At 69.0% G+C, this 23,555-nt stretch carries 33 protein-coding genes; 21 read left to right on the plus strand and 12 right to left on the minus strand.

Annotated features, from left to right (window positions below; genetic code table 11):
- Positions 1 to 37: 37 nt before the first annotated feature.
- Genes mftA through mftF form a run of 5 tightly spaced genes read left to right on the plus strand, consistent with a single transcriptional unit; the run spans position 38 to position 3,770 of the window.
- Positions 38 to 133, plus strand: a complete 96-nt coding sequence (gene mftA, locus HRC28_RS08775) for a mycofactocin precursor MftA (RefSeq protein WP_182379728.1) — start codon at positions 38 to 40, stop codon at positions 131 to 133.
- A complete protein-coding gene (gene mftB, locus HRC28_RS08780; protein ID WP_182379729.1) occupies positions 133 to 414 on the plus strand; it encodes a mycofactocin biosynthesis chaperone MftB in 282 nt (93 codons plus the stop codon). The genes mftA and mftB overlap by 1 nt, the downstream gene beginning before the upstream one ends.
- On the plus strand, positions 411 to 1,637 hold the full coding sequence (mftC, locus tag HRC28_RS08785) for a mycofactocin radical SAM maturase (protein ID WP_182379730.1): 1,227 nt from the start codon (positions 411 to 413) through the stop codon (positions 1,635 to 1,637). The genes mftB and mftC overlap by 4 nt, the downstream gene beginning before the upstream one ends.
- 7 nt (positions 1,638 to 1,644) lie before the next feature.
- Positions 1,645 to 2,352, plus strand: a complete 708-nt coding sequence (gene mftE / locus HRC28_RS08790; RefSeq protein WP_182379731.1) for a mycofactocin biosynthesis peptidyl-dipeptidase MftE — start codon at positions 1,645 to 1,647, stop codon at positions 2,350 to 2,352.
- A complete protein-coding gene (gene mftF / locus HRC28_RS08795) occupies positions 2,343 to 3,770 on the plus strand; it encodes a mycofactocin biosynthesis glycosyltransferase MftF (protein ID WP_182379732.1) in 1,428 nt (475 codons plus the stop codon). The genes mftE and mftF overlap by 10 nt, the downstream gene beginning before the upstream one ends.
- Positions 3,771 to 3,783: 13 nt before the next feature.
- Here mftF and HRC28_RS08800 read toward each other — a convergent pair whose 3' ends face one another.
- Genes HRC28_RS08800 through HRC28_RS08830 form a run of 7 tightly spaced genes read right to left on the minus strand, consistent with a single transcriptional unit; the run spans position 3,784 to position 9,692 of the window.
- Positions 3,784 to 4,497, minus strand: a complete 714-nt coding sequence (locus HRC28_RS08800) for a hypothetical protein (protein WP_182379733.1) — start codon at positions 4,495 to 4,497, stop codon at positions 3,784 to 3,786.
- Complete coding sequence (locus tag HRC28_RS08805; protein ID WP_182379734.1) at positions 4,494 to 5,432, minus strand: VWA domain-containing protein; 939 nt, start codon at positions 5,430 to 5,432, stop codon at positions 4,494 to 4,496. Before HRC28_RS08805 ends, HRC28_RS08800 begins: the two co-directional genes overlap by 4 nt.
- Positions 5,429 to 6,475, minus strand: coding sequence for a VWA domain-containing protein (locus HRC28_RS08810; protein WP_182379735.1), 1,047 nt, complete (start codon positions 6,473 to 6,475; stop codon positions 5,429 to 5,431). Before HRC28_RS08810 ends, HRC28_RS08805 begins: the two co-directional genes overlap by 4 nt.
- Positions 6,472 to 6,954, minus strand: a complete 483-nt coding sequence (locus tag HRC28_RS08815; RefSeq protein ID WP_182379736.1) for a hypothetical protein — start codon at positions 6,952 to 6,954, stop codon at positions 6,472 to 6,474. Before HRC28_RS08815 ends, HRC28_RS08810 begins: the two co-directional genes overlap by 4 nt.
- Positions 6,938 to 7,828 (minus strand): DUF58 domain-containing protein, encoded by an 891-nt coding sequence (locus HRC28_RS08820; RefSeq protein ID WP_182379737.1) that lies wholly within the window; start codon positions 7,826 to 7,828, stop codon positions 6,938 to 6,940. The genes HRC28_RS08815 and HRC28_RS08820 overlap by 17 nt, the downstream gene beginning before the upstream one ends.
- A gap of 7 nt (positions 7,829 to 7,835) precedes the next feature.
- On the minus strand, positions 7,836 to 8,864 hold the full coding sequence (locus HRC28_RS08825; protein ID WP_182379738.1) for a MoxR family ATPase: 1,029 nt from the start codon (positions 8,862 to 8,864) through the stop codon (positions 7,836 to 7,838).
- A 15-nt stretch (positions 8,865 to 8,879) separates the two neighbouring features.
- Positions 8,880 to 9,692: an RDD family protein gene (locus HRC28_RS08830; RefSeq protein WP_182379739.1), complete on the minus strand. Its 813-nt coding sequence runs from the start codon at positions 9,690 to 9,692 to the stop codon at positions 8,880 to 8,882.
- A 37-nt stretch (positions 9,693 to 9,729) separates the two neighbouring features.
- Between HRC28_RS08830 and HRC28_RS08835 the strand changes: the two genes are divergently transcribed.
- Positions 9,730 to 10,734 (plus strand): stage II sporulation protein M, encoded by a 1,005-nt coding sequence (locus tag HRC28_RS08835; protein WP_237111759.1) that lies wholly within the window; start codon positions 9,730 to 9,732, stop codon positions 10,732 to 10,734.
- A gap of 7 nt (positions 10,735 to 10,741) precedes the next feature.
- Here the strand turns inward: HRC28_RS08835 and HRC28_RS08840 are convergent, their stop codons facing one another.
- From HRC28_RS08840 to HRC28_RS08860, 5 genes are read right to left on the minus strand one after another with little or no spacing between them, the layout of a single operon-like run.
- Positions 10,742 to 12,067 carry a DUF58 domain-containing protein gene (locus HRC28_RS08840; protein ID WP_182379740.1) on the minus strand — a complete coding sequence of 442 codons (1,326 nt, stop codon included), beginning with the start codon at positions 12,065 to 12,067 and terminating at the stop codon, positions 10,742 to 10,744.
- Between the two features lie 7 nt (positions 12,068 to 12,074).
- Entirely contained in the window at positions 12,075 to 13,067 is a 993-nt protein-coding gene (locus tag HRC28_RS08845) for a MoxR family ATPase (protein ID WP_182379741.1), read from the minus strand.
- Positions 13,064 to 14,173, minus strand: a complete 1,110-nt coding sequence (locus tag HRC28_RS08850) for a DUF4350 domain-containing protein (protein WP_182379742.1) — start codon at positions 14,171 to 14,173, stop codon at positions 13,064 to 13,066. Before HRC28_RS08850 ends, HRC28_RS08845 begins: the two co-directional genes overlap by 4 nt.
- Positions 14,170 to 14,811: a DUF4129 domain-containing protein gene (locus HRC28_RS08855; RefSeq protein WP_182379743.1), complete on the minus strand. Its 642-nt coding sequence runs from the start codon at positions 14,809 to 14,811 to the stop codon at positions 14,170 to 14,172. Before HRC28_RS08855 ends, HRC28_RS08850 begins: the two co-directional genes overlap by 4 nt.
- Positions 14,808 to 15,950 carry a hypothetical protein gene (locus tag HRC28_RS08860; RefSeq protein WP_182379744.1) on the minus strand — a complete coding sequence of 381 codons (1,143 nt, stop codon included), beginning with the start codon at positions 15,948 to 15,950 and terminating at the stop codon, positions 14,808 to 14,810. Before HRC28_RS08860 ends, HRC28_RS08855 begins: the two co-directional genes overlap by 4 nt.
- Before the next feature lie 488 nt (positions 15,951 to 16,438).
- On the opposite strand from HRC28_RS08860, the gene rpsJ reads away from it, so the two are divergent.
- The 15 genes from rpsJ to HRC28_RS08935 all read left to right on the plus strand — a co-directional run bounded on the left by rpsJ (position 16,439) and on the right by HRC28_RS08935 (position 23,544).
- Positions 16,439 to 16,747, plus strand: coding sequence for a 30S ribosomal protein S10 (gene rpsJ / locus HRC28_RS08865; protein ID WP_007078637.1), 309 nt, complete (start codon positions 16,439 to 16,441; stop codon positions 16,745 to 16,747).
- Positions 16,748 to 16,757: 10 nt separating this feature from the next.
- On the plus strand, positions 16,758 to 17,408 hold the full coding sequence (gene rplC / locus HRC28_RS08870; RefSeq protein ID WP_182379745.1) for a 50S ribosomal protein L3: 651 nt from the start codon (positions 16,758 to 16,760) through the stop codon (positions 17,406 to 17,408).
- A 5-nt stretch (positions 17,409 to 17,413) separates the two neighbouring features.
- The gene (rplD, locus tag HRC28_RS08875) at positions 17,414 to 18,298 is read left to right on the plus strand and encodes a 50S ribosomal protein L4 (protein ID WP_182379746.1); all 885 of its coding nucleotides are present in this window, start codon (positions 17,414 to 17,416) and stop codon (positions 18,296 to 18,298) included.
- A 2-nt stretch (positions 18,299 to 18,300) separates the two neighbouring features.
- Positions 18,301 to 18,603, plus strand: a complete 303-nt coding sequence (rplW, locus tag HRC28_RS08880; RefSeq protein ID WP_056708020.1) for a 50S ribosomal protein L23 — start codon at positions 18,301 to 18,303, stop codon at positions 18,601 to 18,603.
- Positions 18,603 to 19,439: a 50S ribosomal protein L2 gene (gene rplB / locus HRC28_RS08885; protein WP_056708018.1), complete on the plus strand. Its 837-nt coding sequence runs from the start codon at positions 18,603 to 18,605 to the stop codon at positions 19,437 to 19,439. Before rplW ends, rplB begins: the two co-directional genes overlap by 1 nt.
- A gap of 12 nt (positions 19,440 to 19,451) precedes the next feature.
- Positions 19,452 to 19,733 carry a 30S ribosomal protein S19 gene (gene rpsS, locus HRC28_RS08890; protein ID WP_056708017.1) on the plus strand — a complete coding sequence of 94 codons (282 nt, stop codon included), beginning with the start codon at positions 19,452 to 19,454 and terminating at the stop codon, positions 19,731 to 19,733.
- Positions 19,730 to 20,161, plus strand: coding sequence for a 50S ribosomal protein L22 (gene rplV, locus HRC28_RS08895; protein ID WP_182379747.1), 432 nt, complete (start codon positions 19,730 to 19,732; stop codon positions 20,159 to 20,161). The genes rpsS and rplV overlap by 4 nt, the downstream gene beginning before the upstream one ends.
- Positions 20,161 to 20,994, plus strand: coding sequence for a 30S ribosomal protein S3 (rpsC, locus tag HRC28_RS08900; RefSeq protein ID WP_056708015.1), 834 nt, complete (start codon positions 20,161 to 20,163; stop codon positions 20,992 to 20,994). Before rplV ends, rpsC begins: the two co-directional genes overlap by 1 nt.
- 3 nt (positions 20,995 to 20,997) lie before the next feature.
- A complete protein-coding gene (gene rplP / locus HRC28_RS08905) occupies positions 20,998 to 21,417 on the plus strand; it encodes a 50S ribosomal protein L16 (protein WP_056708012.1) in 420 nt (139 codons plus the stop codon).
- Positions 21,417 to 21,656 carry a 50S ribosomal protein L29 gene (rpmC, locus tag HRC28_RS08910; RefSeq protein ID WP_056708009.1) on the plus strand — a complete coding sequence of 80 codons (240 nt, stop codon included), beginning with the start codon at positions 21,417 to 21,419 and terminating at the stop codon, positions 21,654 to 21,656. Before rplP ends, rpmC begins: the two co-directional genes overlap by 1 nt.
- On the plus strand, positions 21,656 to 21,934 hold the full coding sequence (rpsQ, locus tag HRC28_RS08915) for a 30S ribosomal protein S17 (RefSeq protein ID WP_182379748.1): 279 nt from the start codon (positions 21,656 to 21,658) through the stop codon (positions 21,932 to 21,934). Before rpmC ends, rpsQ begins: the two co-directional genes overlap by 1 nt.
- A gap of 66 nt (positions 21,935 to 22,000) precedes the next feature.
- A complete protein-coding gene (rplN, locus tag HRC28_RS08920; protein WP_182379749.1) occupies positions 22,001 to 22,369 on the plus strand; it encodes a 50S ribosomal protein L14 in 369 nt (122 codons plus the stop codon).
- The gene (gene rplX, locus HRC28_RS08925; RefSeq protein ID WP_237111760.1) at positions 22,369 to 22,764 is read left to right on the plus strand and encodes a 50S ribosomal protein L24; all 396 of its coding nucleotides are present in this window, start codon (positions 22,369 to 22,371) and stop codon (positions 22,762 to 22,764) included. Before rplN ends, rplX begins: the two co-directional genes overlap by 1 nt.
- Positions 22,764 to 23,357 (plus strand): 50S ribosomal protein L5, encoded by a 594-nt coding sequence (rplE, locus tag HRC28_RS08930; RefSeq protein ID WP_182379750.1) that lies wholly within the window; start codon positions 22,764 to 22,766, stop codon positions 23,355 to 23,357. Before rplX ends, rplE begins: the two co-directional genes overlap by 1 nt.
- Before the next feature lies 1 nt (position 23,358).
- Complete coding sequence (locus HRC28_RS08935) at positions 23,359 to 23,544, plus strand: type Z 30S ribosomal protein S14 (protein WP_056151931.1); 186 nt, start codon at positions 23,359 to 23,361, stop codon at positions 23,542 to 23,544.
- Positions 23,545 to 23,555: the final 11 nt, after the last annotated feature.

Raw genomic sequence — 23,555 nt, forward strand, 5'->3', positions numbered from 1 at the left:
TTCGAGGGGAAGGACACCCGACCCGTAGGAGGCTGTGATGGACCCGAAAGTGGAAGTTCAGTTGGACGAAGTACTCGTCGAGGAATCGCTCGTCGAGGACGTATCGATTGACGGCATGTGCGGCGTCTACTGATGTCCGCCACTCCCGTCACCGTTGACGGGGCCTGGCGCCTGAGCGGCTCGGTGGCACTGCGCCCCGAGCCGTTCGGCGCACTGGCCTATGACTTCTCGACCCGTCGCCTGAGCTTCCTCAAGACGCCGACGCTGGTCGACGTCGTACGACGCCTCGGCGACAGTCCCACGGTCGGGATCGCCCTCACGGACGCCCAGGTCGCCGACGACGAACGCCCCGCCTACATCGCTGCCCTGGCCGGACTGGCCAGCGGCGGCCTGATCGAGGAGCAGACCCCATGACCTTGACCCCGACCCGTCCCGCATCGACCGGCCGACCGGTGGTCGGCAAGTTGGTCGACCAGTTCGAGCACGGCCTCGACGCACCCATCTGTCTGACCTGGGAACTCACCTACGCCTGCAACCTGGCGTGCCTCCACTGCCTGTCCTCGTCGGGCCGGCGTGATCCGCGGGAACTGTCGACCGAGGAGTGCAAGGCGCTCATCGACGAGTTCCAGCGGATGCAGATCTTCTACGTCAACATCGGCGGCGGCGAGCCGACGATCCGGCCTGACTTCTGGGAGTTGCTCGACTACGCGGTCCAGCACGACGTCGGGGTGAAGTTCTCCACCAACGGCTTCCGGATCACCCCCGAGCGGGCTGCCATGCTCGCGGCGACCGACTACGTCGACGTACAGATCTCGCTCGACGGGGCCACGGCCGAGGTCAACGACCACGTCCGCGGTGCAGGCACGTACGACGCCGCGCTCAAGGCGATGGGCAACCTGCAGGCCGCCGGGATGACGGACTTCAAGCTGTCGGTCGTGTGCACCCGGCACAACATCAGCCAGCTCGACGACTTCAAGGCCATTGCGGACAAGTTCGGCGCGCAGTTGCGCCTGACCCGACTCCGTCCGTCCGGCCGCGGTGCCGACGTCTGGGACGACCTGCACCCGCTCCCCGAGCAGCAGCGCGAGCTCTATGACTGGTTGGTGGCCAACGGCGACAAGGTGCTCACCGGTGACTCCTTCTTCCATCTCTCCGCGTACGGCGAGGCGCTTCCCGGCCTGAACCTGTGCGGCGCGGGTCGGGTGGTCTGCCTGGTCGACCCGATCGGCGACGTCTATGCCTGTCCCTTTGCGATCCACGACACCTTCCTGGCCGGCAACGTCCGGTCGACCGGAGGGTTCGACGAGGTCTGGAAGCATTCCGCCCTGTTCGAGGAGTTGCGGAGCCCGCAGACGGGCGGCGCCTGCAGTTCCTGCTCGGCGTTCGACACCTGTCGGGGTGGGTGCATGGCCGCGAAGTTCTTCACCGGCCTGCCGCTCGACGGCCCCGATCCGGAGTGCGTCAAGGGACATGCGGATTCGCTGAATGCCGCCGAGAGGGAGCGCCCCGGCAGTTCGCAGGACCACTCGCACAAGGGTCCGGTGCGCAATGCACCGGTGCCACTCGAGCTGACACCCACCCGTCTCTCCAGTCCGTGCGACGAGAACCCGCTCCTTCCCGGCCGCGCCGTGGGATGACCAGGTCATGAGGCTCCTCGCCACGATGCGGTGGCCGGAGGTCGAGCCGGACGTGGTGCTGGTCCCGGTGGGATCGCTGGAGCAGCACGGTCCAGCCCTCGGGCTGGCCACCGACGCCCTCGTCGCGGCGCACGTCACTCGGCGCGCTGCCACGGAACTGGACCAGGGTGACCAGTCGTTCGTGGTCGCACCCACCGTTCCGTACGGCGCCAGCGGTGAGCACGAGGACTTCCCGGGGACCATCTCGATCGGCCACGAGGCGCTGCACCTGATGTTGCTGGAGCTGGGCCGATCGGCGAGCCGCTGGGCGCCCGGCGTGGTCTTCGTCAACGGGCACGGCGGGAACGTCGCCTCGCTGGTGAGTGCGGTGACCCAGTTGCGCGAGGAGGGTCGAGGCGTCGCCTGGACGTCGTGTCGGGCGAGCGATCTCGACGCCCACGCCGGCCGATCGGAGACGTCGTTGATGCTGGCGCTCGCACCCGACACCGTCGCCCGGGACAGGTTGGTGCCCGGCTGCACGGACCCCGTCGCCAGCCTCATGCCGCGGCTGCGGAGCGAGGGCGTGCGCGCTGTTTCGCCGACCGGCGTCCTCGGTGATCCGACGACGGCGACGGCAGCGGCGGGTCGACGCATCCTGGCGGAGATGGTGGACCGCCTCGTCGTCGAGCTGACCGCCCTCGACGTCGGCAGCCAGGGGAGGCTGACATGGACGTGACCCTGCCCACCGGCTTCGGATTCGCCCTGGCTTCCCGGGTGCGGATCTGTGACGACGGCGCGCAACTCGTCGCCGACGGTCGGGTGGTCCGGTTGGCCCCGGCCGCGCGGCGGCTCGTGGAGCAGGCACCGTTGAGCATCGGCGGCGACCGGCGTGCCGGTGACCTCGCCCGGCTGTTGCTCGATCGCGGCCTGGCCGACCCTTGGTGGCCGTCGCCTCCGCAGCGCGACAGCGAGGTCGACGACGTCACGGTCGTCATCCCGACGCGGGACCGGGCAGACGCCGTTGCCCGGCTCCTCGCCGAACTGCCGCCGCATCTTCCGGTGGTGGTCGTCGACGACGGGTCGCGGGACCCGTCGTGGCTCGCGCAGGTGGTGACGCGGGCTGGCGCACGGTTGGTCCGGCTCCCCGTCAATCTCGGTCCAGCGGCTGCCCGCAATGCCGGACTCCGGGCCGCCACGACGCCGTACGTCGTGTTCTGCGACTCCGACGTCCTGCCTGTGACGGGTTGGCTCGGCACCCTGCACCGCCACTTCGCCGACCCGTCGGTGGCGGTCGTCGCTCCGCGGGTGCGGGGACAGGAGCCGACGTCCGGCGACGGCTGGCTCGACCGCTACGAACAGGCGCGGTCCTCCCTCGACCTCGGGCCCCACCCCGCCGCGGTCCGGATCCACGGCGCGGTCGCCTACCTGCCCAGCGCGTTCCTGGTCGTCCGGCGGTCAGCCTTCGACGACCCCGCGGTGGGCGGAGCGTTCGACGAGCGGATGCGGGCCGGGGAGGACGTCGACCTGGTCTGGCGCGTGCTCGAGGCGAACTGGCGGGTGCGGTACGAACCGGCAGCAGAGGTACGGCACGACCACCGCACCCGGCTCCTGCCCTGGTTGGCCCGCAAGGCCTTCTACGGCACCTCGGCTGCGCCACTCGCGGCCCGCCATCCTTCGGCCGTCGCTCCGGTGGTGTTGACGCCGACGACGGCCGTGCTGTCGGTCGCCCTGCTGGCGCAGCGCCGATGGTCGGTCCCGGTCGCGGCCGCCGCGCTCGCGTACGCAACCGCGAAGGGGACGCGCCGACTCGGTGCGAGCGACCGTCCCGTGGCCACCGCCGGCACGCTCGCGCTCGAAGGTGCGGTGGCGTCGTGCTGGCAGAGCGCTTCTTCGCTCACCCGTCACCACTGGCCGATCGCGGCGGTATGGGCGCTGCGATCACCGCGCGGACGGCGGGCCCTCCTGGTCGCAGCGGTTGCCGAAGCTGTGGCCGACCGGGCCCGGGTGCATCCCGACCTGGATCCGCTCCGCTACGGACTGGCGCATCGTCTGGACGACCTCGCCTACGGAGCCGGAGTCTGGTGGGGTGCGCTGCGCCAACGCTCACCGCGCGCCCTGCTGCCGCACCTGCGCTGGCGCCGCACCCCGCGCTGAACCCGCGGCGTGCTCACCAGGAGTTGGGGCGGTTGTAGTCGTCGTCGTACAACTCCTGCTCCCCGCGCCGCTGGTCCAGGCCCTCCTGGTTGTTGCGCTCGAGGCGCTCCTGCCGGGGGTCCTTCTTGCCGTCGTCGTCCCCGCCGTCCTCGTCGTCCGGCTGCTGCGGGTCCTGGGGAGGCGGTTCCTGTGGCTGGGTCTCCTGGATCTTGTTGCGCAGGCGATCGTCGACGGTCACCGCGTCGTCGCTCTGCTCCTCGCCGCGGCCGGCGTCCGTCAGGCAGGAGCCATCGGCGAGGGCGTCGATGCCGGCCCGCCACGCGAGGATCGCCTCATCGGTTTTCTTGGCCACGTAGGCCGTGTCGCCCACCGACTCGTGCACGAGCGCGAGGTTGATCCGCACGGTGCACTCGTCGCGGTGAGGCACGTCCTCGAGTGCTGATTCGTAGGCCGTGATCGAGTCGGGCCAGGCGCCGTCGACGTACAGGGCAGCACCCTCGTTGAACGACGCGATCCACGGCTCGAACCAGTTGAAGCGCTGGTTGTCCGCGAACTCGGCCACCGCGGCGTCCAGGTCCCGGTCGTCGAAGGCATCGCGTCCCGCCGCGTTGTTCTGCAGGGTGAGGCCGACCTTGAGGCACCAGGCCAGCACCAGCAGCGTCGGGACGATGCCGGCGACGAGCAGCACGCGACGCAGTCGTCGGCGCGGGTTCGGGGGCCGCTTCATCGGACCGCTCCCTTGGCGGGCGGCGACACCAGGGTGTTCCGCGCCGCCCACACGCCGCGCCATCCGGCCCGCAGTTCGGCGAGCACCAGCGCGAGCAGGATCAGGCCGAACAGCCAGGTCAGGTCGTGCTTGGCCGGACGGGTGTCCCCACCTTCTCCGTCGACGTACGACGCCTCGAAGGACTCCGCGATCTGTCCGATGCCTGCGGTGCTGGTGCGGTGCTCGAACGCGACCCCGAGTTCGTCGGCGATCTTCTCGAGGTTCTCCAGGTCGGCCCTGGAGACCGCGCTCTGGTTGGTCTCGGGGTCCAGGACGTAGCCCTCGTCGATGTTCAGCTCACTGGAGGACGGCATCGTGGCGCCCTGTTCGGTGCCGTAGCCCAGGACGATGCCGCCGGCGATCAGGTCGGAGACGTCCTCGAACGTCGGGTCCGTGCGGCCCGGGTTCTCGGCGGTGTCCTCGCCGTCGCCGACGTAGACCACGACCCGGCGGCGTTCGGGGCGCTGCTCCTCCGCGCGCTTGAGGACCTCGGTCAACTCGGACACCGGCCGGTCGGCCCGCGACCCCTCGCCGTCCTGCGGGCCTTCGAGGTAAACGGTGTCGATGGCCGACTCGAACGCAGTGACGTCGGTGCTGAACGGCAGCACCAATCGGGCATCGGCGCCGAAGGTGAGCATCCCGAAGCGGGCTCCCGGCAGTTCGTCGGCCAGCGCGACCAGGTCTGCCTTCGCGCCGTTGATGCGCGGTTCGCGGTCGCCGAAGTCGAGCGCCGCCATCGATCGGGTGCGGTCGAGGACCACGAGTACGTCGACGTCGGCGAGCTGGGTCGGCGCCTCGGCTTCTCCGACGCCGGGGCGCAACAGGACGAGGACGAAGGTGAGCGCGATGCCGATCCGGCGCGCGACGACCAGGGCAGTGGCCCTTGAGGGGCTCATGACGCTTCCTCGCGTCGTCGTCCGCGGAGTGCGATCGCGCTCTCGGCGATCCACACCGTCACCAGCCCACCCACGCCGATCCCGGCGATGACCGTTCCGAGCGCCGGCCGGTCCAGGACCTGCACCAGCGGCGGGCGGTCGATCTTGCGCGCCTCGAGGTTGCCGATCGCCTCGACCACGGCGGCCGCGCTCCCGTCCTCGCCGAGGAGCGCGAAGGTCCCACCGGTACTGGTCACGGCGTCGTCGAAGAACTGCAGGGCGCTCGGGCGTTCGGCGGTCAGTGGAGCCGCAATGCCGTGGACCACGACGTCCTCGTCGACAGCGAACTCGGCGGCGCCCTCGAGGTCGAAGATACCGTCGCCGATCGGCTCGTTGTCGGAGGCCAGCACGATCGCCCGGCTGCGCTCCTCGTCCTTGCGGTCGAAGCGCTGGACGCAGGACGCGAGTCCGTCGCCGAGCTGGGACTGGATCGACCAGTCGACGACGGTGCCGGCGGTGTAGACGGCATAGGCGTCGCTGTAGACGCCGCCGGCTCCGAAGGCGGCCTCGGCCTCCGTCAACTGCTCGATCACGAAGTCGTAGTCATCGGTCAGCGGGAAGACCGTGATCGCGACGCCGCTCCAGATCGTGAGTCCGACCCGCTCGCCCTTCAAGCCGTTGACGATCGTGCGGAACTCGCGGAGTACCTGCGCGTCCACCTCGGCCATCGATCCGGACGCGTCGAGGCACAGCATGATGTCGCGGGTCCGGTCGTCCTGCTGCGTCGTCTGGCGTTCCTGGACCCGGCCCGAGAGCACGATGGCTCCCGCGCAGGTGAGCAGCGCGGCGACGGTCAGGCAGGTCCCGAGGATCACCTGGCGTCGTACCAACGCCTGGTAGCGGGGGAGGGAGCGCAGGCGGTCGGCATGGGCGACGTACGCGGCGCCAGCCGGCGGGCGACTGCGCGTCCGTGCCCACCACCCGAGCAGGCCGATGACCAGCAGGATGAGGACGGGCAACATCCACGGCCAGCGGAACTCGCTGCCGCCACTGTTCCAGGTCATGTCCATGCGCCCACCAGGCTTCGGGCCTGTGTGACGGCCGTGTCGAAGGCGTCCTCGGCGAGTGATGCGTCGGGGGCGAACTCGGGCGGGTACATCACCTCGATGGCGTCGACGAGCTCCTGGGGTGCTCGCTCGCGGAAGTCGGCCAGCGCCATGGTCCGCGCGGGCAGCGTGGTGACCGTCGCGACATAGGACCGCACCACCTCGCTGAGTTGCTGGTGCCCGTCACGCGGCGGCAGCGCGCCGGCCCGGACCTGGGCGACGACCCGGTCGATACGGGCGAGGTGCTCCTCCTGGGCAGTCGGTACGTCGACGTCCTGGCGCGCGATCGTCGGGACCCGCGGTGCACGGGTGACCCACCACGACACGAGGTAGTAGGCGACGAGCAGGACGAGGAGTGCCGCAGCGAGCCACAGCCACCAGTCGGCGTACTCGACCGGACCAGTGAACTCGCCGGGCAACTCATCGTCGGCGGGCATGGCGATGCCTTTCCAGCAGCCGGTAGACGGCGCTGATGGCCGACTCCGTGTCGCGGACCCGTTCGTGGACGACGCCGAGTTGCTCGAGCCGACGGCGCAACTGCTGCTCCTGGCTGCCGACGAGCGTGGCGTACTGGTCCCGCAGTTCGCGGTCGTGGCGCAACCAGCCCGGCACCTCGGCACCGGCATCGACGTCGACCAGACGGCGGTCGGCGACGGCGGGCATGGTCGGGTCGAGGTCGCCGATGGTCAGGAACAGCACTTCGTGCTGCGCGGTCAGCCGACGCAACACGTCCACGCTGGCCTCGGGCAACGTGATCTCGTCCGAGATGACGACGAGGATCGTGCGCCGGCGGACGGTGCGGGCGACGTACCGCAGGAGCGCGGTCAGGTCGGAGGCCGGGCCGTCCGGCGCGATGGCGTCGTGGACGGTGCCCAGGAGTCGTTCGAGGTGGAGTTCGCTGCCCTCGGAAGGACGCGCGGACTGGCGGACCGCGTCGCCGTGGGCGAGGCCGACCAGGTCGCCGTGCTGTACGGCGAGGTAGCCCATGACGCCGGCGACAAAGACCGCGAGCTCGCGCTTGGAGACCGCCGCGTCGTTCATGGCGGCCATGCTGCGTCCGGTCGAGACGCACAGCAGCACGGTGTGCTTGCGTTCGGCGACGTACCGCTTGATCAGCAGCTGGCGGCTCCGCGCGGACGCCTTCCAGTCGATGTCCTTCACGTCGTCGCCGCGGACGTACTCGCGCAGGTCGTTGAAGTCGATGCCCCGACCGACGTGGATCGCGGCGTACTCACCGTCGAGGAGTCCCCGCACCTTGCGGTGCGCATGCACCGAGAGGCGGGACTTGATCCGGGTCAGGTGGGCCGTCATGGCTGGGTCACGGGGTCGGGACGGCCCGGAACACGGCGTCGATGATGGTCTCGGGCTGGATCCGGTCGGCCAGCGCCTCGAAGCTCAGGTGGATGCGGTGGCGCAGCACGCTGTGCCGCAGTTCGCGGACGTCCTCGGGGATGACGTAGTGGCGGCCCTGGACCACGGCCATCGCGCGCGCGGCCTGGAAGAAGGCGATCGAGCCACGCGGGCTGGCCCCGATGTCGACGTAGTTGCCGAGCTCGGGGCCGAGCAACGGGCCCACGTTGCGGGTCGCCCGGATGAGGGAGACGACGTAGCGCTTGATCGCCGGGTCGACGTACACACGACGGACGAGGCCCTGGATGCGGGCGATCTCGGCGGTGCTGACGACCGGCTCGATGTCGGTCATGTGCTGGCCGAGGGTGCCGTCGTCGATCCGCTCGAGGACCATCAGTTCGTCGTCCTCGCTCGGGTAGTCGACGATCTCCTTGAGCAGGAACCGGTCCATCTGGGCGTGGGGGAGGATGTAGGTGCCCTCCTCCTCGATGGGGTTCTGCGTCGCCAGCACCATGAACGGCTCGGGCAGTTTGTGGATCGTCCCGGCGATCGAGGTCTGCCGCTCCTGCATCGCTTCGAGCAGCGCGGACTGGGTTTTGGCGCTGGAGCGGTTGATCTCGTCGAGCAGTACGAAGTTGGCGTGCACCGGGCCGAGCTGGGTCTCGAACTCGTGGCGCCGCGGGTCGTAGACCTGCGTGCCGATGATGTCGCTCGGCAGCAGGTCCGGGGTGCACTGGATCCGGGCGAACTGCGCATTGATGGCCTGCGCGAGCGTCGCCGACGCGAGGGTCTTGGCCAGGCCGGGGACGCTCTCGAGGAGCACGTGGCCTTCGGCGAGCAGGGTGACCAGCAGTGCGGTCCGCACCCGGTGCTGCCCGACGACGCGACTCGAGAATGCCTCCGACACGCGGCTGATCGCCTCGGTCGCGTGCTCGAGTTCAACGGCGGTCAGCGGGGCGCCGGATTGCGTGGCGGGTGACTCGAAGGCCTCGATCATGCGCCAAACCTACTTTCACCCACCAGAGAGGAGTCGGGTACGAAGGTCTTCGTCCCGGCGGAGGCGGGCCAGGTCGCGTTCCCGGCGCTCGGCGATGATCGCTGCCAGCACCAGTTCCGGCGGTGCACCCGCCGGCGGCGCCGGCGCCACATGAGGCAGTACGTCGGCCAGCAGTGCCTGACCCACCCGTGCCCGGGACGCCGGGTCGATCGTGGGCAGCCGGCCGAGGAACTGGCGTACGGCCAGCGCGGTGCCGGTCGGCAGGGTGCCGAGGTCGGTGCGCTTCGCCCACGCCGCCAGGGCGGGCGGCATCGGCGGCGGGTAGGGGAGACGCAGGGGGACCCGGGCACGGACGACGTAGGTCCCGGCGGCGTAGTCGCCCAGCCGCTTGCCCCGCGTACTCAGCATGATCGAGAAGAACGCCGGGGCGCCGGTGAAGGCGTAGATCTCGACGAAGCCGATCAGGGCGCGCACCAGCGCGTGGTGGAAGCTGATCGGTCCACCGTCGTCGCGCACCGCGCGCAGGCCGAGGGCGAGCTTCCCCAACGATCGGCCGCGGGTCAGCGTCTCGACGGTGGTCGGAATGACCAGGAAGGTCAGCACCGACGTCAGCACGATGGCTGCGGCCAGCAGGGCCTCGTCGCCGACCGCCAGCGTCGCGACGATCAGCAGGATGTAGAGGACGATGAACGTGACGAGCGTGATGAGGACGTCGATGATGCCGCTCGCGAGCCGGAGTCCGAGCGAGGCGGCAGGCAGATCGAGCGCGACGCCTTCGCCGGTGACCAGGTCATCGGCGGTGACGGTGGCGAAGTCGGACGTGCTCATCGGCGTCAGCCTAATGACACCCCACTAAAGTGTGCGCGTGCCCCGCATCGACCTCGACGCCTATGTCGCGGCCCATTCGTATTCGTGGGTGCGCCTCGAGCAACTGGTCGCGCTCCGCAAGCGCAACGGGGCCGAGGCCGACGAACTCGTCGACCGCTACCAGCAGGTCGCGACCCACCTCTCGGTCGTGCGTACGTCGGCGCCCGATGGGGAGCTCGTCGCGTATCTGTCCTCGCTGCTCGGACGGTCGCGGATCTCGATGCTGGCGTCGCGGGTGCCGACCTGGCGCGGCGTTGCGCGGTTCTTCACCGACCAGTTCCCGGCGGCGCTGTACCGGTTGCGCTGGTGGTGGCTCAGCTGTCTGGCCGGCAATGTCGTCGTGATCGCGATCATGATGGTGTGGCTCGCGCACCACCCCGAGGTGGAGCAGAGCCTGATCTCGCCGCAGGAAGTCGACCAGCTGGTCAACAGCGACTTCGAGAGCTACTACAGCGAGAACGCCGCCAGCGCCTTCGCGACCCGGGTGTGGATCAACAACACGTGGGTCAGCGCGCTCTGCATCGCGCTCGGCATCCTCGGGTTCCCGGTGATCTATCTGCTGTTCCAGAACATCGCCGGTGTCGCGATCGTGGGTTCGATCATGACCCGCCACGGCCGTGGCGAACTGTTCTGGGGCCTGATCCTTCCGCACGGCCTGCTCGAGCTCACCTGCGTCTTCGTGGCCGGTGGAGTCGGCTTGCGGTTGTTCTGGTCCTGGATCGAGCCCGGTCAGGTCAGTCGGGCGTCCTCCCTGGCGCGCGCTGGCCGCACGGCCGTCACGGTCGCCCTCGGACTGGGCGTCGTGCTGTTCATCAGCGGCATCGTCGAAGCGTTCGTGACCCCGTCGCCGCTCCCCACGTGGGCGCGGATCGGCATCGGCATCCTCGCCGAGGTGCTGTTCCTGGCCTACGTGTTCGTCGTTGGACGCGCTGCTGCGGCACGCGGAGCGACCGGAGACATCGGCAGCGACCTGCTCGAGGACCGGGTCGCGACCCAGGCCTGAGCGCTTCTCACAACAGCCCTTGGGCCTTGAGGTGCAGGTAGTGGTCAGCCAGCGCGGGCGGTAGTTGCGCGGCATCCGCGTCGACGACGTCGACCCCCAGCCGAGCGAGCACGTCACGCATCTTCGTCCGGCGAGCGAGTTCGTGCTCGGCTGCCGCGGCGCCGTACACGTCGTCAGCGGTGGGCGCCTCGTTCGGCGTCGCGAGCCGGTTGAGTTCGGGATCGCGCACCGACGCGAGGACGACACGGTGGTGGCGGGTCAGCACCGGGAGGACGGGGAGCAGGCCGTCGGAGATGGCGGACGGCTCCAGCGCCGTCAGGAGTACGACGAGCGCGCGCTGCCGACCGAAGCCCTGGACCGCGCCGGCAAGCGCATCCCAGTCGGCTTCGACGAGCACGGGGTCGAGGTCGGCCATCTGCTCCTGCAGGCGGACTGCGACATCGCGGGCCCCGTGGACCCGCTGGCGGGCCCGGACCCGACGGTCGCCGGCGAGGAAGTCGATGCGGTCACCGGCACGGGAAGCCAGTGCGCCGAGCAGGAGGGCGGCATCCATTGCGGCGTCGAGGCGAGGCATGCCATCGGCGTCGTCGGCGCCGGCTTCGCGGGCGACCCGACCGGCGGAGGTGCGGGAGGTGTCCAGCACGATCACCACCCGGCGATCGCGCTCGGGTTGCCAGGTGCGCACCACGACGTGCGGTGTGCGCGCCGACGCCCGCCAGTCGATGGATCGGACGTCGTCGCCGCGGACGTACTCGCGCAGTGAGTCGAACTCGGTGCCCTGTCCCCGGACCCGGATGGCGGCGCGGCCGTCGAGGTCACGGAGTCGGGCGAGCCGCGAAGGCAGGTGCTTGCGCGACTCGAAGGGTGGCAGTGCGCGGACTGCGCCCGGGACGTCGTACGTCTTCTGCAGGGCAGACAGGCCGAGGGGCCCCCACGACCGGATGGTGACGCCTTGCGCTCGGAGGTCGCCGCGCCGTCGGGGGAGCAGTCGCGTCGTCAGCCGCTTCTGCTCGGTGGGCGCCAGGCGGAAGCGGTGGCGGTTGGCAGTCGCGCCGGCCGAGGGCTGCCACGCGTCGCGCACCTGCAGGTGGAGACGTCGGGTGCCGTCGTTGGTCAGCACGAGTCCGGCGGAGGCCGGGTCGCCGAGTCGCACGGTCCCCGGCTGGCGGCGGGTGATGCCGACGGCTCGCGGCCGCGGGGTCAGGAGCAGGTCGATCCCCACGAGGAGCAGGACGCCGAGGAGCCACAGGGTGACCGTGCTCGGGAACGGGCGCAGCATCACCGCTCCCAGCCCCAACAGGAGCAGGAGCGGTACGCGCCCGGAGATGACCATGGGTTGCCTAGCGGGGGACGGGGACGGAGCCGATGGCGGAGGCCAGCACCTGCGCGACGTCAACGCCTTCGAGTTCGGCTTCGGGACGGAGGCCGAGACGGTGCACCAGTGCCGCCTGCGCCAGCGCCTTGACGTCGTCGGGGGTCACGAAGTCGCGGCCCGAGAGCCAGGCCCAGGCGCGTGCCGCGCGCAGCAGGGCGGTCGCGCCACGCGGGCTGACGCCGAGGGACAGCGACGGCGACTGGCGGGTGGCCCGCGCGATGTCGACGATGTACGTCGCCACCTCGGGGGAGACCTGGACCCGCTTGACCGCGGCCTGGCCGGCCTCGAGGTCGGCGCCGCTGGCGACCGGCTCCACGCCGGCGCCCGCGACGTCGCGGGGGTCGAAGCCCTCCGCGTGCCGGGTCAGGATCTGGATCTCGTCGTCCCGCGGCGGGATCGGGAGCACGACCTTCAGCAGGAAGCGGTCGAGCTGGGCCTCGGGCAGGGGGTAGGTGCCTTCGAACTCGACGGGGTTCTGGGTGGCGGCCACGAGGAACGGGCGGGGGAGGGGGCGGGTGACGCCGTCCGCGGAGACCTGGCCCTCCTCCATCGCCTCGAGTAGCGCCGACTGCGTCTTCGGGGGCGTCCGGTTGATCTCGTCGGCCAGCAGCAGGTTGGTGAAGATCGGTCCCTCGCGGAAGCTCAGCTCACCCGCCGTGGAGTCGATGACCAGCGAACCGGTGATGTCACCGGGCATCAGGTCGGGCGTGAACTGCACGCGGCGGGTCTCCACCGACAGGCTCGCGGCGAGGGTGCGGACGAGCAGGGTCTTGGCCGTCCCGGGCACGCCCTCCATGAGGACGTGGCCACCGCAGAGCAGGGCGACGAGGAGCCCGGACACCGCGGCGTCCTGGCCGACCACGGCCTTGCCCACTTCCTGGCGTACGGCCAGGAGGCGTTCGCGCACCGCCTGGTCGTCGGTTCGGGACGGGGCCGGGAATCCAGCGGTTGAGGTCATCCGCGTCGTACCTCTCTTCTCAATCGGGTGAGCGCCTGGGCGAGCCCGACCAGGTCGTGGTCGGTCGCAGGGGGGAACTGGTCATCGTTCAGCAGGGCGTTGATGTTTTCGACACGGGTGTCGAGGTGCAGGGCGGTCGCCTCGATCACGGCGCCCGGCGGCGTGCGTCGGTCGAGGCCGAGCCGTACGGCAAGGTCGGCGCGTGCCGCACGGCGCAGGGCACGCGCCACGTGGCCACGGTCGCCGCTGCGGCGGTACATCCGGCCCCGGCTGTGTGCGGTCTCGACCGCGCGCACCACCACGGGCAGCGGTTCGGTCGACAGCGGGCCGAGCCGACGGAAGCGCCAGAACATCAGTGCCATCACCGCCAGGGCACCGAGCCAGATGCCCGGACCGATCCAGCGGGGGATCAGCGAGCCGAGTGTGACCGCTTCGTCGGAGGATGCATCGGCGTGGTCAGCGACGTACCAGATCAGCCGGTCGTTGCTCCCCAGGAGCCGAAGGGCGACGGCAGCGTTGTCGCCGCGGGTCACCTCGTCGTTGCTGAGTGCGTTCCCCGCACCGAAGAGGACGAGGTCGGCGTCGTCCACCTCCAGCAGCGCGACTCCCGGCCCGGCGTCGAAGCAGCCCTGCCCCTCGCCCGTGGTGAAACTGACCAGCTCGTCGACCTCCAGGGTGAGGCCGTCGACCGCGCTGGAGCAGTCGGCCCGCACCTGGGCGTCGGTGACGGTCAGCGTGTCGATGTCCTCGTCGATCTCCTGGAGCAGGGCGTAGCTGGGTTCGACGAGGATCAGGGTGCCCGGTGCGGCATCCGCACGCGCGCGTTCGAGGACGCTCGGCGACATGGCGCCCGTGTTGGTGACGACCACCGTCGTGGACTCGTCGATGCGGGCGTCGTCGAGTGCGTCGGCCGAGCGCACGATGTCGACCTCGACGCCCTCATCCGCCAGCACCTCGGCGAGCGCTTGGGCGCCGATGGGCGAGGGGTTGCGCGGGTCGAGCGGGGCAGGATGGAGTTCGGAGTCACTGGTCGTCCACACGGCCACCCCGAGAGCGAGCGCCAGCGCGGCGGCGAAGACGACCCAGCCCGGGGGACGACGCTTCATCGGCGAGCCGCCCGTCCGGCGAGGGCGTCGTCGAGGGCCAGCAGGTCACGCGCCTGTTCGACGGTGGCCGGCCGGTCGCCGTACAAGACCTGATCGAAGAGGTCGGCCCCGCGCCGTACCGCCGGGCCGTGTTCGGGGAACGTGGCCGCGAGCGCGCCGGCGAGTTCGTGGGCGGTGGCCTGCGGGACGTCGTCGATACGGCCGCGTTCGATCTGGCGTACGGCGGTGGCCCGGAACGCGTCGATGAGTGCAGCGACCGGGTCGCCGCCCCTGAGAGCCGCCTCGGCGCGGGCGCGCAGTTCGTCGGCGGTGATGACTTCGTCCGTCAGCGCGCCCGTCGGCACGCTCTCCGCGCGGGCCGTCCGTTGAGCGCGGGAGACGATGAGGATGACTCCTGTCGCGAGCAGCAGCGTGACCAGGATCGCGACCGCCACGGTCAGCGGCGGCGAGGTCGAGGCGGCGCCGACGCTGCCGTCGATCAGCCGGTCAAGCCAGTTGCTGATCCGCTCCAGCAGATTGGCGTCGTAGTACTCCGGACGAGCCAGCTCACGGCGCAACTGACCGCGCGCCTCGTCACCGCTCGGGTCGAGCGGTGGGTCGAGACGACCGATCAGCGGCACCACGAGCACAGCGATCATCCGGTGATGATTCCTGCCTCACGCATCAACTCGACGTCCAGGGCTTCCTTGCGCATCCGCAGGTCGACGTACTGGACCGAGGTGACCGCGGCGACGAAGGGCGCGACGAACGCGTTGCTGATGATCAGCGCGATGGCCTGCGTCAGGACGAGGATCAGGGCGGCGTAGTCGACCCAGGCGATCGCGCTGAGTTGGCCGATGATCGTCACCGGACCGGTCAGCATGCTGCTGGCAACCTGCGTGATCAGGATCGTCAGCAGCGCGATGCCGAAGGTGCGCCAGAACTGGCGCCCGGTGAGGAACCAACCGCGGCCGATCGCGCCGAAGACGCCGACGGGTTCGAGCATCAGGGCCGGCACCGGCAGGTAGTAGAAGCGCACCCACAACCAGCAGCAGAGACACACGAAGGCCGGGACCGTGATCACGCCCCAGGCCAGGATCGGCCAGGGGTTGGGGCTCAGGATCACGACGATCGCCCACAGGAAGATGTAGGCGACGGTCATCAGCAAGAACGCCAGGTTGATGACGGTCGCGAGTCCGATCAGGCGCCACCGCTTGCCGCGGGTGGCGTCCCACGCCTCACGGAGCCCGAGCCGACGACCCACCGCCGCCGCACGGGTGACGTGGGCGATCATGCCGGTCACGAGGATCACCCCGATCTGGGCAAGCAGGAGCGAGAGGATCAGCGACCCGTACGCGGCGAGGATGCCCAGGAAGTCGGACACGCTGCTGTCGACCGTGGTGTCAGCGGAGGCGTCGATCGTGAGCCCGATCGTGAAGGTGAGGACCGCCGTGATTGCCACCGGGATGGCCATGGCCACCGCGGTGACCATGACGGCCGCGCCGACCGTGGCCTTCGGGTTGAACCGGATGATCCGGAACGCGCCGTCGTAGATGCTGCCCAGGGTGAGCGGCCGCAACGGGAACGCTCCGGGCTTGTGGGCGGCTCCGAGCACGAGTCCCGGGAGCGGGGCGCCCGGCCGCCCCGCGGTGGGGTACGTCGCCCAGGGGGAACCTGCGGCGCCCGCCGGGGGAGCAGCGGGTGCGGCTCCCGGCGGCGCGTAACCAGCGTGGTTCGGCAGCGGGTCTTCCGGCGGCGGGGCACCCGGAGGCGGGTACTGCGACGGGCCGTCGGTCATCGTTCTCCCTCGGATGGCACGGTGGATCGGGCGGTGCGGACATCCTTGCATCCGGCGTGGAACGGGCTCCGACGGCAACCTGCCTCGTAAATTTGGTGGGGCCGGGGGGACTCTGCCAAGATGTTCCGGTTGCCCCGATGGGTTTGTCGGGGTGCGAGCAACACCTTGACTTCTGAATCGTGTCTCCCACGCGGAGTGAATCGGATCCTTGATCCGGTCTGTGCCGCTGCGAGCGTGTTTCGGTCGTCGACGTTGGTCGCACCGCACGCCACCGGATCTTCCACCAGGAAGTTCGGGGGTGAGACCCGATTCAGGTAACAACAGCTCCGCTTCTCCATGCCAGCACTCAGCACCAACAGGTCTGGGCAAGGCGAAGAAACGATGTGTGTGTCGGTAAAACGGCGCGACACGCCCGACCTCGGGGGTCGGAGCTGCCAACAGATTTGACCGGCCCGGTACGTACGACACGAAAAGGACGAGAGAGACCTATGGCGGGACAGAAGATCCGCATCAGGCTCAAGGCCTATGACCACGAGGTGATCGACACCTCGGCGCGCAAGATCGTCGACACGGTGACCCGCACGGGTGCCAAGGTCGCCGGCCCGGTGCCGCTGCCGACCGAGAAGAACGTCTTCTGTGTCATTCGGTCGCCGCACAAGTACAAGGACTCGCGCGAGCACTTCGAGATGCGCACGCACAAGCGCCTCATCGACATCATCGACCCCACGCCGAAGACCGTCGACAGCCTCATGCGCCTCGACCTGCCGGCCGGTGTCGACATCGAGATCAAGCTCTGAGGTTGTTGAGATGACATTCGAACGCAACGTGAAGGGTCTGCTGGGCACCAAGCTCGGCATGACCCAGCTGTGGGACGAGAACAACCGCGTCGTCCCGGTGACCGTGATTGCTGCGAGCACCAACGTGATCACCCAGGTCCGTCAGCCCGAGCCGGACGGCTACAACGCCATCCAGATCGGCTTCGGCGAGATCGAAGGCCGCAAGGTCAACAAGCCGCAGGCCGGCCACTTCGCGAAGGCCGGCACCACGCCGCGCCGCCACGTGGTCGAGATCCGCACCGCTGACGCCTCCGAGTACACCGTTGGCCAGGAGCTGGCCGTCGACACGTTCGAGGCCGGCCAGGTCATCGACGTCACCGGCACCAGCAAGGGCAAGGGTTTCGCCGGTGTCATGAAGCGTCACGGCTTCCACGGCGTCGGTGCCTCGCACGGTGCCCACCGCAACCACCGCAAGCCCGGTTCGATCGGCGCGTGCGCCACGCCGGGTCGCGTGTTCAAGGGCATGCGCATGGCTGGTCGCATGGGTAGCGACACGGTCACGACGCAGAACATCACTGTTCACGCCGTCGACGTCGAGAAGGGCCTCGTGCTCCTCAAGGGTGCCGTTCCCGGCCCCAAGGGTGGCGTCGTCGTCCTCCGCACGGCCGCGAAGAAGGGCTGATCAACATGGCCAAGACCGTTTCCGTTGACTTCCCCGCCGAGATCTTCGACGCCGAGGTCAACGTTCCCCTCATCCACCAGGTCGTCGTTGCCCAGCAGGCAGCCGCGCGCCAGGGCACGCACTCGACCAAGCGTCGGGGCGAGGTCCGCGGCGGTGGCCGCAAGCCTTACAAGCAGAAGGGCACCGGCCGCGCCCGTCAGGGCTCGACCCGCGCGCCGCAGTTCGCCGGTGGTGGCATCGTTCACGGACCGCACCCGCGCGACTACAGCCAGCGCACCCCCAAGAAGATGAAGGCCGCCGCCCTGCGCGGAGCCCTCTCTGACCGGGCGCGCAACGAGCGGATCCACGTGGTCGACGCTCTGGTCACCGGCGAGAAGCCGTCGACCAAGGCTGCGCTCACCTCGCTCCTGGCCCTGACGGACCGACGCAAGTTCCTCGTCGTGCTCGAGCGGACCGACAGCATCACCTGGCTCTCGCTGCGCAACGCGCCCGAGGTGCACATCGTGGCTGTCGACCAGCTCAACACCTACGACGTCCTCGCGAGCGACGACATCGTCTTCAGCCAGGCTGCGTTCGAGGCGTTCGTCTCGGGCGACAAGGCGTCGACCAAGGTCGCGCCCAAGGCTGAGAAGGCCTCCAAGGCCAAGGCGGCGCCGGTTGCGCTCGTCGACGCCGAGGCCGTCACCGCCGAGTTGCCCACGGGCGCGAAGGCTCCGCTGAAGAGCGGCGGCGCGCCGAAGGGCTACGAGGTCAAGGGCAACTCCGACTCGGGCCTCTACCACGAGCCCGACGGCCAGTGGTACGACGCCACGGTCGCCGAGTTCTACTTCAAGTCCGCCGAGGACGCCGAGGCCGCTGGCTTCAAGCGTGCCGGTTCGAAGGAGGCCTGAGCATGAGCACCCTGCACAAGGACCACCGCGACGTCCTGATCGCGCCGGTCGTGTCCGAGAAGAGCTACAGCCTCCTCGACAACAACAAGTACACGTTCGTCGTGCGCCCTGACGCCAACAAGACCGAGATCAAGATCGCGGTCGAGAAGATCTTCGGCGTCAAGGTCACCTCGGTGAACACCCTCAACCGCACGGGCAAGGTCCGTCGGACCAAGCACGGCCTTGGCAAGCGCAAGGACACCAAGCGCGCCATCGTCAGCCTGGCTGAGGGCCACCGCATCGACATCTTCGGAGGTCAGGCCTGATGGCTATCCGCAAGTACAAGCCGACTACCCCGGGCCGTCGTGGCTCGTCGGTCGCCGACTTTGCCGAGATCACCCGCACCACGCCGGAGAAGTCGCTCACGCGTCCGCTCCCGAAGAAGGGTGGCCGCAACAACCAGGGACGCATCACCACGCGTCACCAGGGTGGCGGTCACAAGCGGGCCTACCGCATCATCGACTTCCGTCGCTACGACAAGGACGGCGTGCCGGCCAAGGTCGCTCACATCGAGTACGACCCGAACCGGACCGCCCGCATCGCGCTGCTGCACTACGCCGATGGCGAGAAGCGCTACATCGTGGCCCCGAAGGACCTGACCCAGGGCATGCGCGTCGAGTCGGGAGTCGGTGCTGACATCAAGCCCGGCAACAACCTGCCGCTGCGCAACATCCCGGTCGGTACGACGATCCACTGTGTCGAGCTCCGCCCCGGTGGCGGCGCCAAGATGGCCCGCTCCGCTGGTAACAGCGCGCAGCTGGTCGCCCGTGAGGGTTCCCGCGCCACGCTGCGTCTGCCCTCGGGCGAGATGCGGTTCGTCGACGTGCGCTGCCGCGCCACCGTCGGTGAGGTCGGCAACGCCGAGCAGTCCAACATCAACTGGGGCAAGGCCGGCCGTATGCGCTGGAAGGGCAAGCGCCCGACCGTCCGCGGTGTCGTCATGAACCCGGTCGACCACCCGCACGGTGGTGGTGAGGGTAAGACGTCCGGTGGTCGTCACCCTGTCTCCCCGTGGGGCAAGCCCGAGGGCCGTACGCGCAAGCGCAAGGCCAGCGACTCCCAGATCATTCGCCGCCGCAAGTCCGGCAAGAACAAGCGCTGAAGGAACTGAAAGATGCCTCGCAGCCTCAAGAAGGGCCCCTTCATCGACGGCCACCTCCTCAAGAAGGTGGACGCCGAGAACGACAAGGGCACTCACAACGTCATCAAGACCTGGTCGCGCCGGTCCATGATCATCCCCTCGATGATCGGCCACACGATCGCGGTCCACGACGGGCGCAAGCACGTTCCGGTCTTCGTGTCTGACTCGATGGTCGGCCACAAGCTGGGCGAGTTCGCCCCGACCCGCACCTACCGCGGACACGTCAAGGAAGACCGAAAGGGGCGCCGTCGATGAGCACCACCGAGCGCCACCGCACCAGCGCGCGCCGGGAGACGATCCTGGGCGACGAGCCGGGTGCCTACGCTTCCGCGCGTTACGTCCGGGTCACCCCGATGAAGGCCCGTCGCGTCATCGACCTGGTCCGCGGCATGCCCGCTGCCGACGCCCTGGTTCTGCTGCAGTTCGCACCGCAGTCGGCGTCGACCACGATCTTCAAGGTGCTGCAGAGTGCCGTCGCGAACGCCGAGACCACCGAGGGCCTGCCCACGGGCGACCTGGTCGTCTCCGTGGCACGCGTCGACGAGGGTCCGACGATGAAGCGCTGGCGTCCCCGTGCGCAGGGCCGGGCCACCCGGATCAACAAGCGCACCAGCCACATCACCATCGCGGTTCAGCCCGCCGACGTTGTCGAAGCGAAGACCAAGAAGGGGGCCAAGAAGTAATGGGCCAGAAGATCAACCCGAACGGCTTCCGCCTCGGCATCTCCACCGACCACAAGTCGCGTTGGTACGCCGACAAGCTGTACAAGGCGTACGTCGGCGAAGACGTCGCGATCCGCAAGCTGCTCAGCAAGGGCATGGAGCGGGCCGGCATCTCCAAGGTCGAGATCGAGCGCACCCGTGACCGGGTTCGCGTCGACATCCACACCGCGCGTCCCGGCATCGTCATCGGTCGCCGCGGCGCCGAGGCCGACCGGATCCGTGGCGAGCTCGAGAAGCTCACCGGCAAGCAGGTCCAGCTGAACATCCTCGAGGTCAAGAACCCCGAGATCGACGCGCAGCTCGTTGCCCAGGGTGTTGCTGAGCAGCTCTCCGGTCGCGTGCAGTTCCGTCGTGCGATGCGCAAGGCCATGCAGACCTCGATGCGTTCGGGTGCCAAGGGCATCCGGATCCAGTGCTCGGGTCGTCTCAACGGCGCCGAGATGTCGCGCACCGAGTTCTACCGCGAGGGTCGCGTTCCGCTGCACACGCTGCGTGCCGACATCGACTACGGCTTCTACGAGGCCAAGACCACCTTCGGCCGCATCGGCGTGAAGGTCTGGATCTACAAGGGCGAGGTTGCCGGCACCCGTGCCGAGCGCCAGGCCCAGGCTGCTGCTCGCGCCGGTGTTCCCGGTCGCGGCGCTGGCCGTCCCACCCGTGGTGGTGAGCGTCCGACCCGCGGGTCGCGCGCCGACCGCCCGACTCGCTCCGACGCGCCCTCTGACGCCGCTGCCGCCCCGGCCGCTGCTCCTGAGGCGGCTGCTGCGGAGCCGACCACCGGATCGGAGTCCTGAGCCATGTTGATGCCCCGTCGCGTCAAGCACCGCAAGCAGCACCACCCGAAGCGTCGCGGTGCTGCCAAGGGTGGCACGTCGCTCGCGTTCGGTGACTTCGGTATCCAGGCGATTGAAGGTCACTACGTGACCAACCGTCAGATCGAGTCCGCGCGTATTGCGATGACCCGTCACATCAAGCGTGGTGGAAAGGTGTGGATCAACATCTACCCCGACCGCCCGCTGACCAAGAAGCCGGCTGAGACCCGCATGGGTTCCGGTAAGGGCTCGCCCGAGTGGTGGGTCGCCAACGTCAAGCCCGGCCGTGTCATGTTCGAGCTGTCTGGTGTTTCGGAGGATGTCGCCCGTGAGGCGATGCGCCGGGCCATCCACAAGCTGCCCATGAAGTGCCGCTTCATCACGCGAGAGGCTGGTGAGTTCTGATGGCTATCAACGCCACTGCCGCTCACGAACTGGACGAGCTCAACGACGTCGACCTCGAGGCCAAGCTGCGCGAGGCCAAGGAGGAGCTGTTCAACCTGCGATTCCAGGCGGCCACCGGCCAGCTGGAGAGCCACGGACGGCTCCGTACGGTCAAGAAGGACATTGCCCGGATCTACACCGTGGTGCGCGAGCGCGAGCTCGGGATTCGTACCGCTCCGGGTGCCGAGGAGGAGAACTGATGGCTGAGCAGACTGAGACCGAGACCGCCCGCAACGCGCGCAAGACCCGCGAGGGCCTCGTGGTCAGCGACAAGATGGACAAGACCGTCGTCGTGACCGTCGAGGACCGCGTGAAGCACGCGCTCTACGGCAAGGTCATGCGTCGTACCAGCCGTCTGAAGGCGCACGACGAGAACAACGAAGCCGGCATCGGCGACCGCGTCCTCATCATGGAAACCCGCCCGCTGTCTGCCACCAAGCGCTGGCGCGTGGTGGAGATCCTCGAGCGCGCGAAGTAAATCCGTTCGGCCAGGCTCGCTCGCCAGTGAGCGATCGAGAACCGGCACGACAACCAGGAGAAATCGATGATTCAGCAGGAGTCGCGACTCAAGGTCGCCGACAACACGGGTGCGAAGGAAATCCTTTGCATCCGGGTGCTTGGCGGCTCCGGTCGTCGCTACGCCGGGATCGGTGACGTCATTGTCGCCACCGTCAAGGACGCCATTCCCGGCGGCAACGTGAAGAAGGGTGACGTCGTCAAGGCGGTCATCGTGCGCACCGTCAAGGAACGCCGTCGTGCCGACGGTTCCTACATCAAGTTTGACGAGAACGCCGCGGTGATCCTCAAGAACGACGGCGAACCCCGTGGAACCCGCATCTTCGGCCCCGTGGGCCGTGAGCTGCGAGAGAAGAAGTTCATGAAGATCATCTCGCTCGCGCCGGAGGTGCTGTGATGGGTGCCCGTAAGAAGGCTGAGCAGGACCGCAAGAAGCCCAACTTGCATGTCAAGAAGGGCGACACCGTCAAGGTCATCGCCGGCAAGGACAAGGGCGCCGAAGGCAAGATCATCAAGGTGATCCGCGAGGACCACCGTGTGATCGTCGAGGGTGTCAACCGGATCAAGAAGCACACCAAGGTCGTTGACCAGGGTGGGCGTTCGGGCAACACCGGCGGCATCATCACCACCGAGGCCCCCATCCACGTCTCCAACGTGATGCTGGTCGAGGGTGACGGCGTCACCCGCACCGGCAGCAAGCGGGTCGAGGTCACCAAGCGTCGCCCGGACGGTTCGGAGTACGCGTCGACGCGTAGCGTCCGTATCTCCCGCAAGACCGGGAAGGAAATCTGATGTCTGACTCCACCACTGAGTCCACCGACGTCGCGGTTGCCGACAAGGTTTACCCGCGCCTCAAGACCAGGTACCGCGAGGAGATCCTCCCCGCCCTGCGGACCGAGTTCGAGATCGCCAACGTCATGCAGGTGCCCGGCCTGACCAAGATCGTGGTCAACATGGGTGTCGGCGAGGCTGCTCGCGACTCGAAGCTGATCGAGGGCGCGATCCGCGACCTCACCGCGATCACCGGCCAGAAGCCGTCGGTCACGAAGGCTCGCAAGTCGATCGCCCAGTTCAAGTTGCGTGAGGGCATGCCGATCGGCACGCACGTCACGCTGCGTGGCGACCGCATGTGGGAGTTCCTCGACCGCCTGCTCTCGCTTGCTCTCCCGCGTATCCGCGACTTCCGGGGCCTCTCGCCCAAGCAGTTCGACGGCCGCGGCAACTACACGTTCGGTCTGACCGAGCAGGTCATGTTCCACGAGATCGACCAGGACAAGGTCGACCGTCAGCGGGGCATGGACATCACCATCGTGACCACGGCGACCAACGACGAGCAGGGACGGGCGCTTCTGAAGCAGCTCGGCTTCCCGTTCAAGGAGAACTGACATGGCGAAGACTGCTCTGAAGGTCAAGGCCGCTCGGAAGCCCAAGTTCGCGGTTCGGGGTTACACCCGCTGCCAGCGCTGCGGCCGCCCGAAGTCCGTCTACCGCAAGTTCGGCCTGTGCCGGATCTGCCTGCGGGAGATGGCCCACCGCGGCGAACTGCCCGGCGTCACCAAGTCGAGCTGGTAATACCCAACCGT

This window comes from Nocardioides sp. WS12 (genome assembly GCF_014108865.1).
Lineage (GTDB): Bacteria > Actinomycetota > Actinomycetes > Propionibacteriales > Nocardioidaceae > Nocardioides.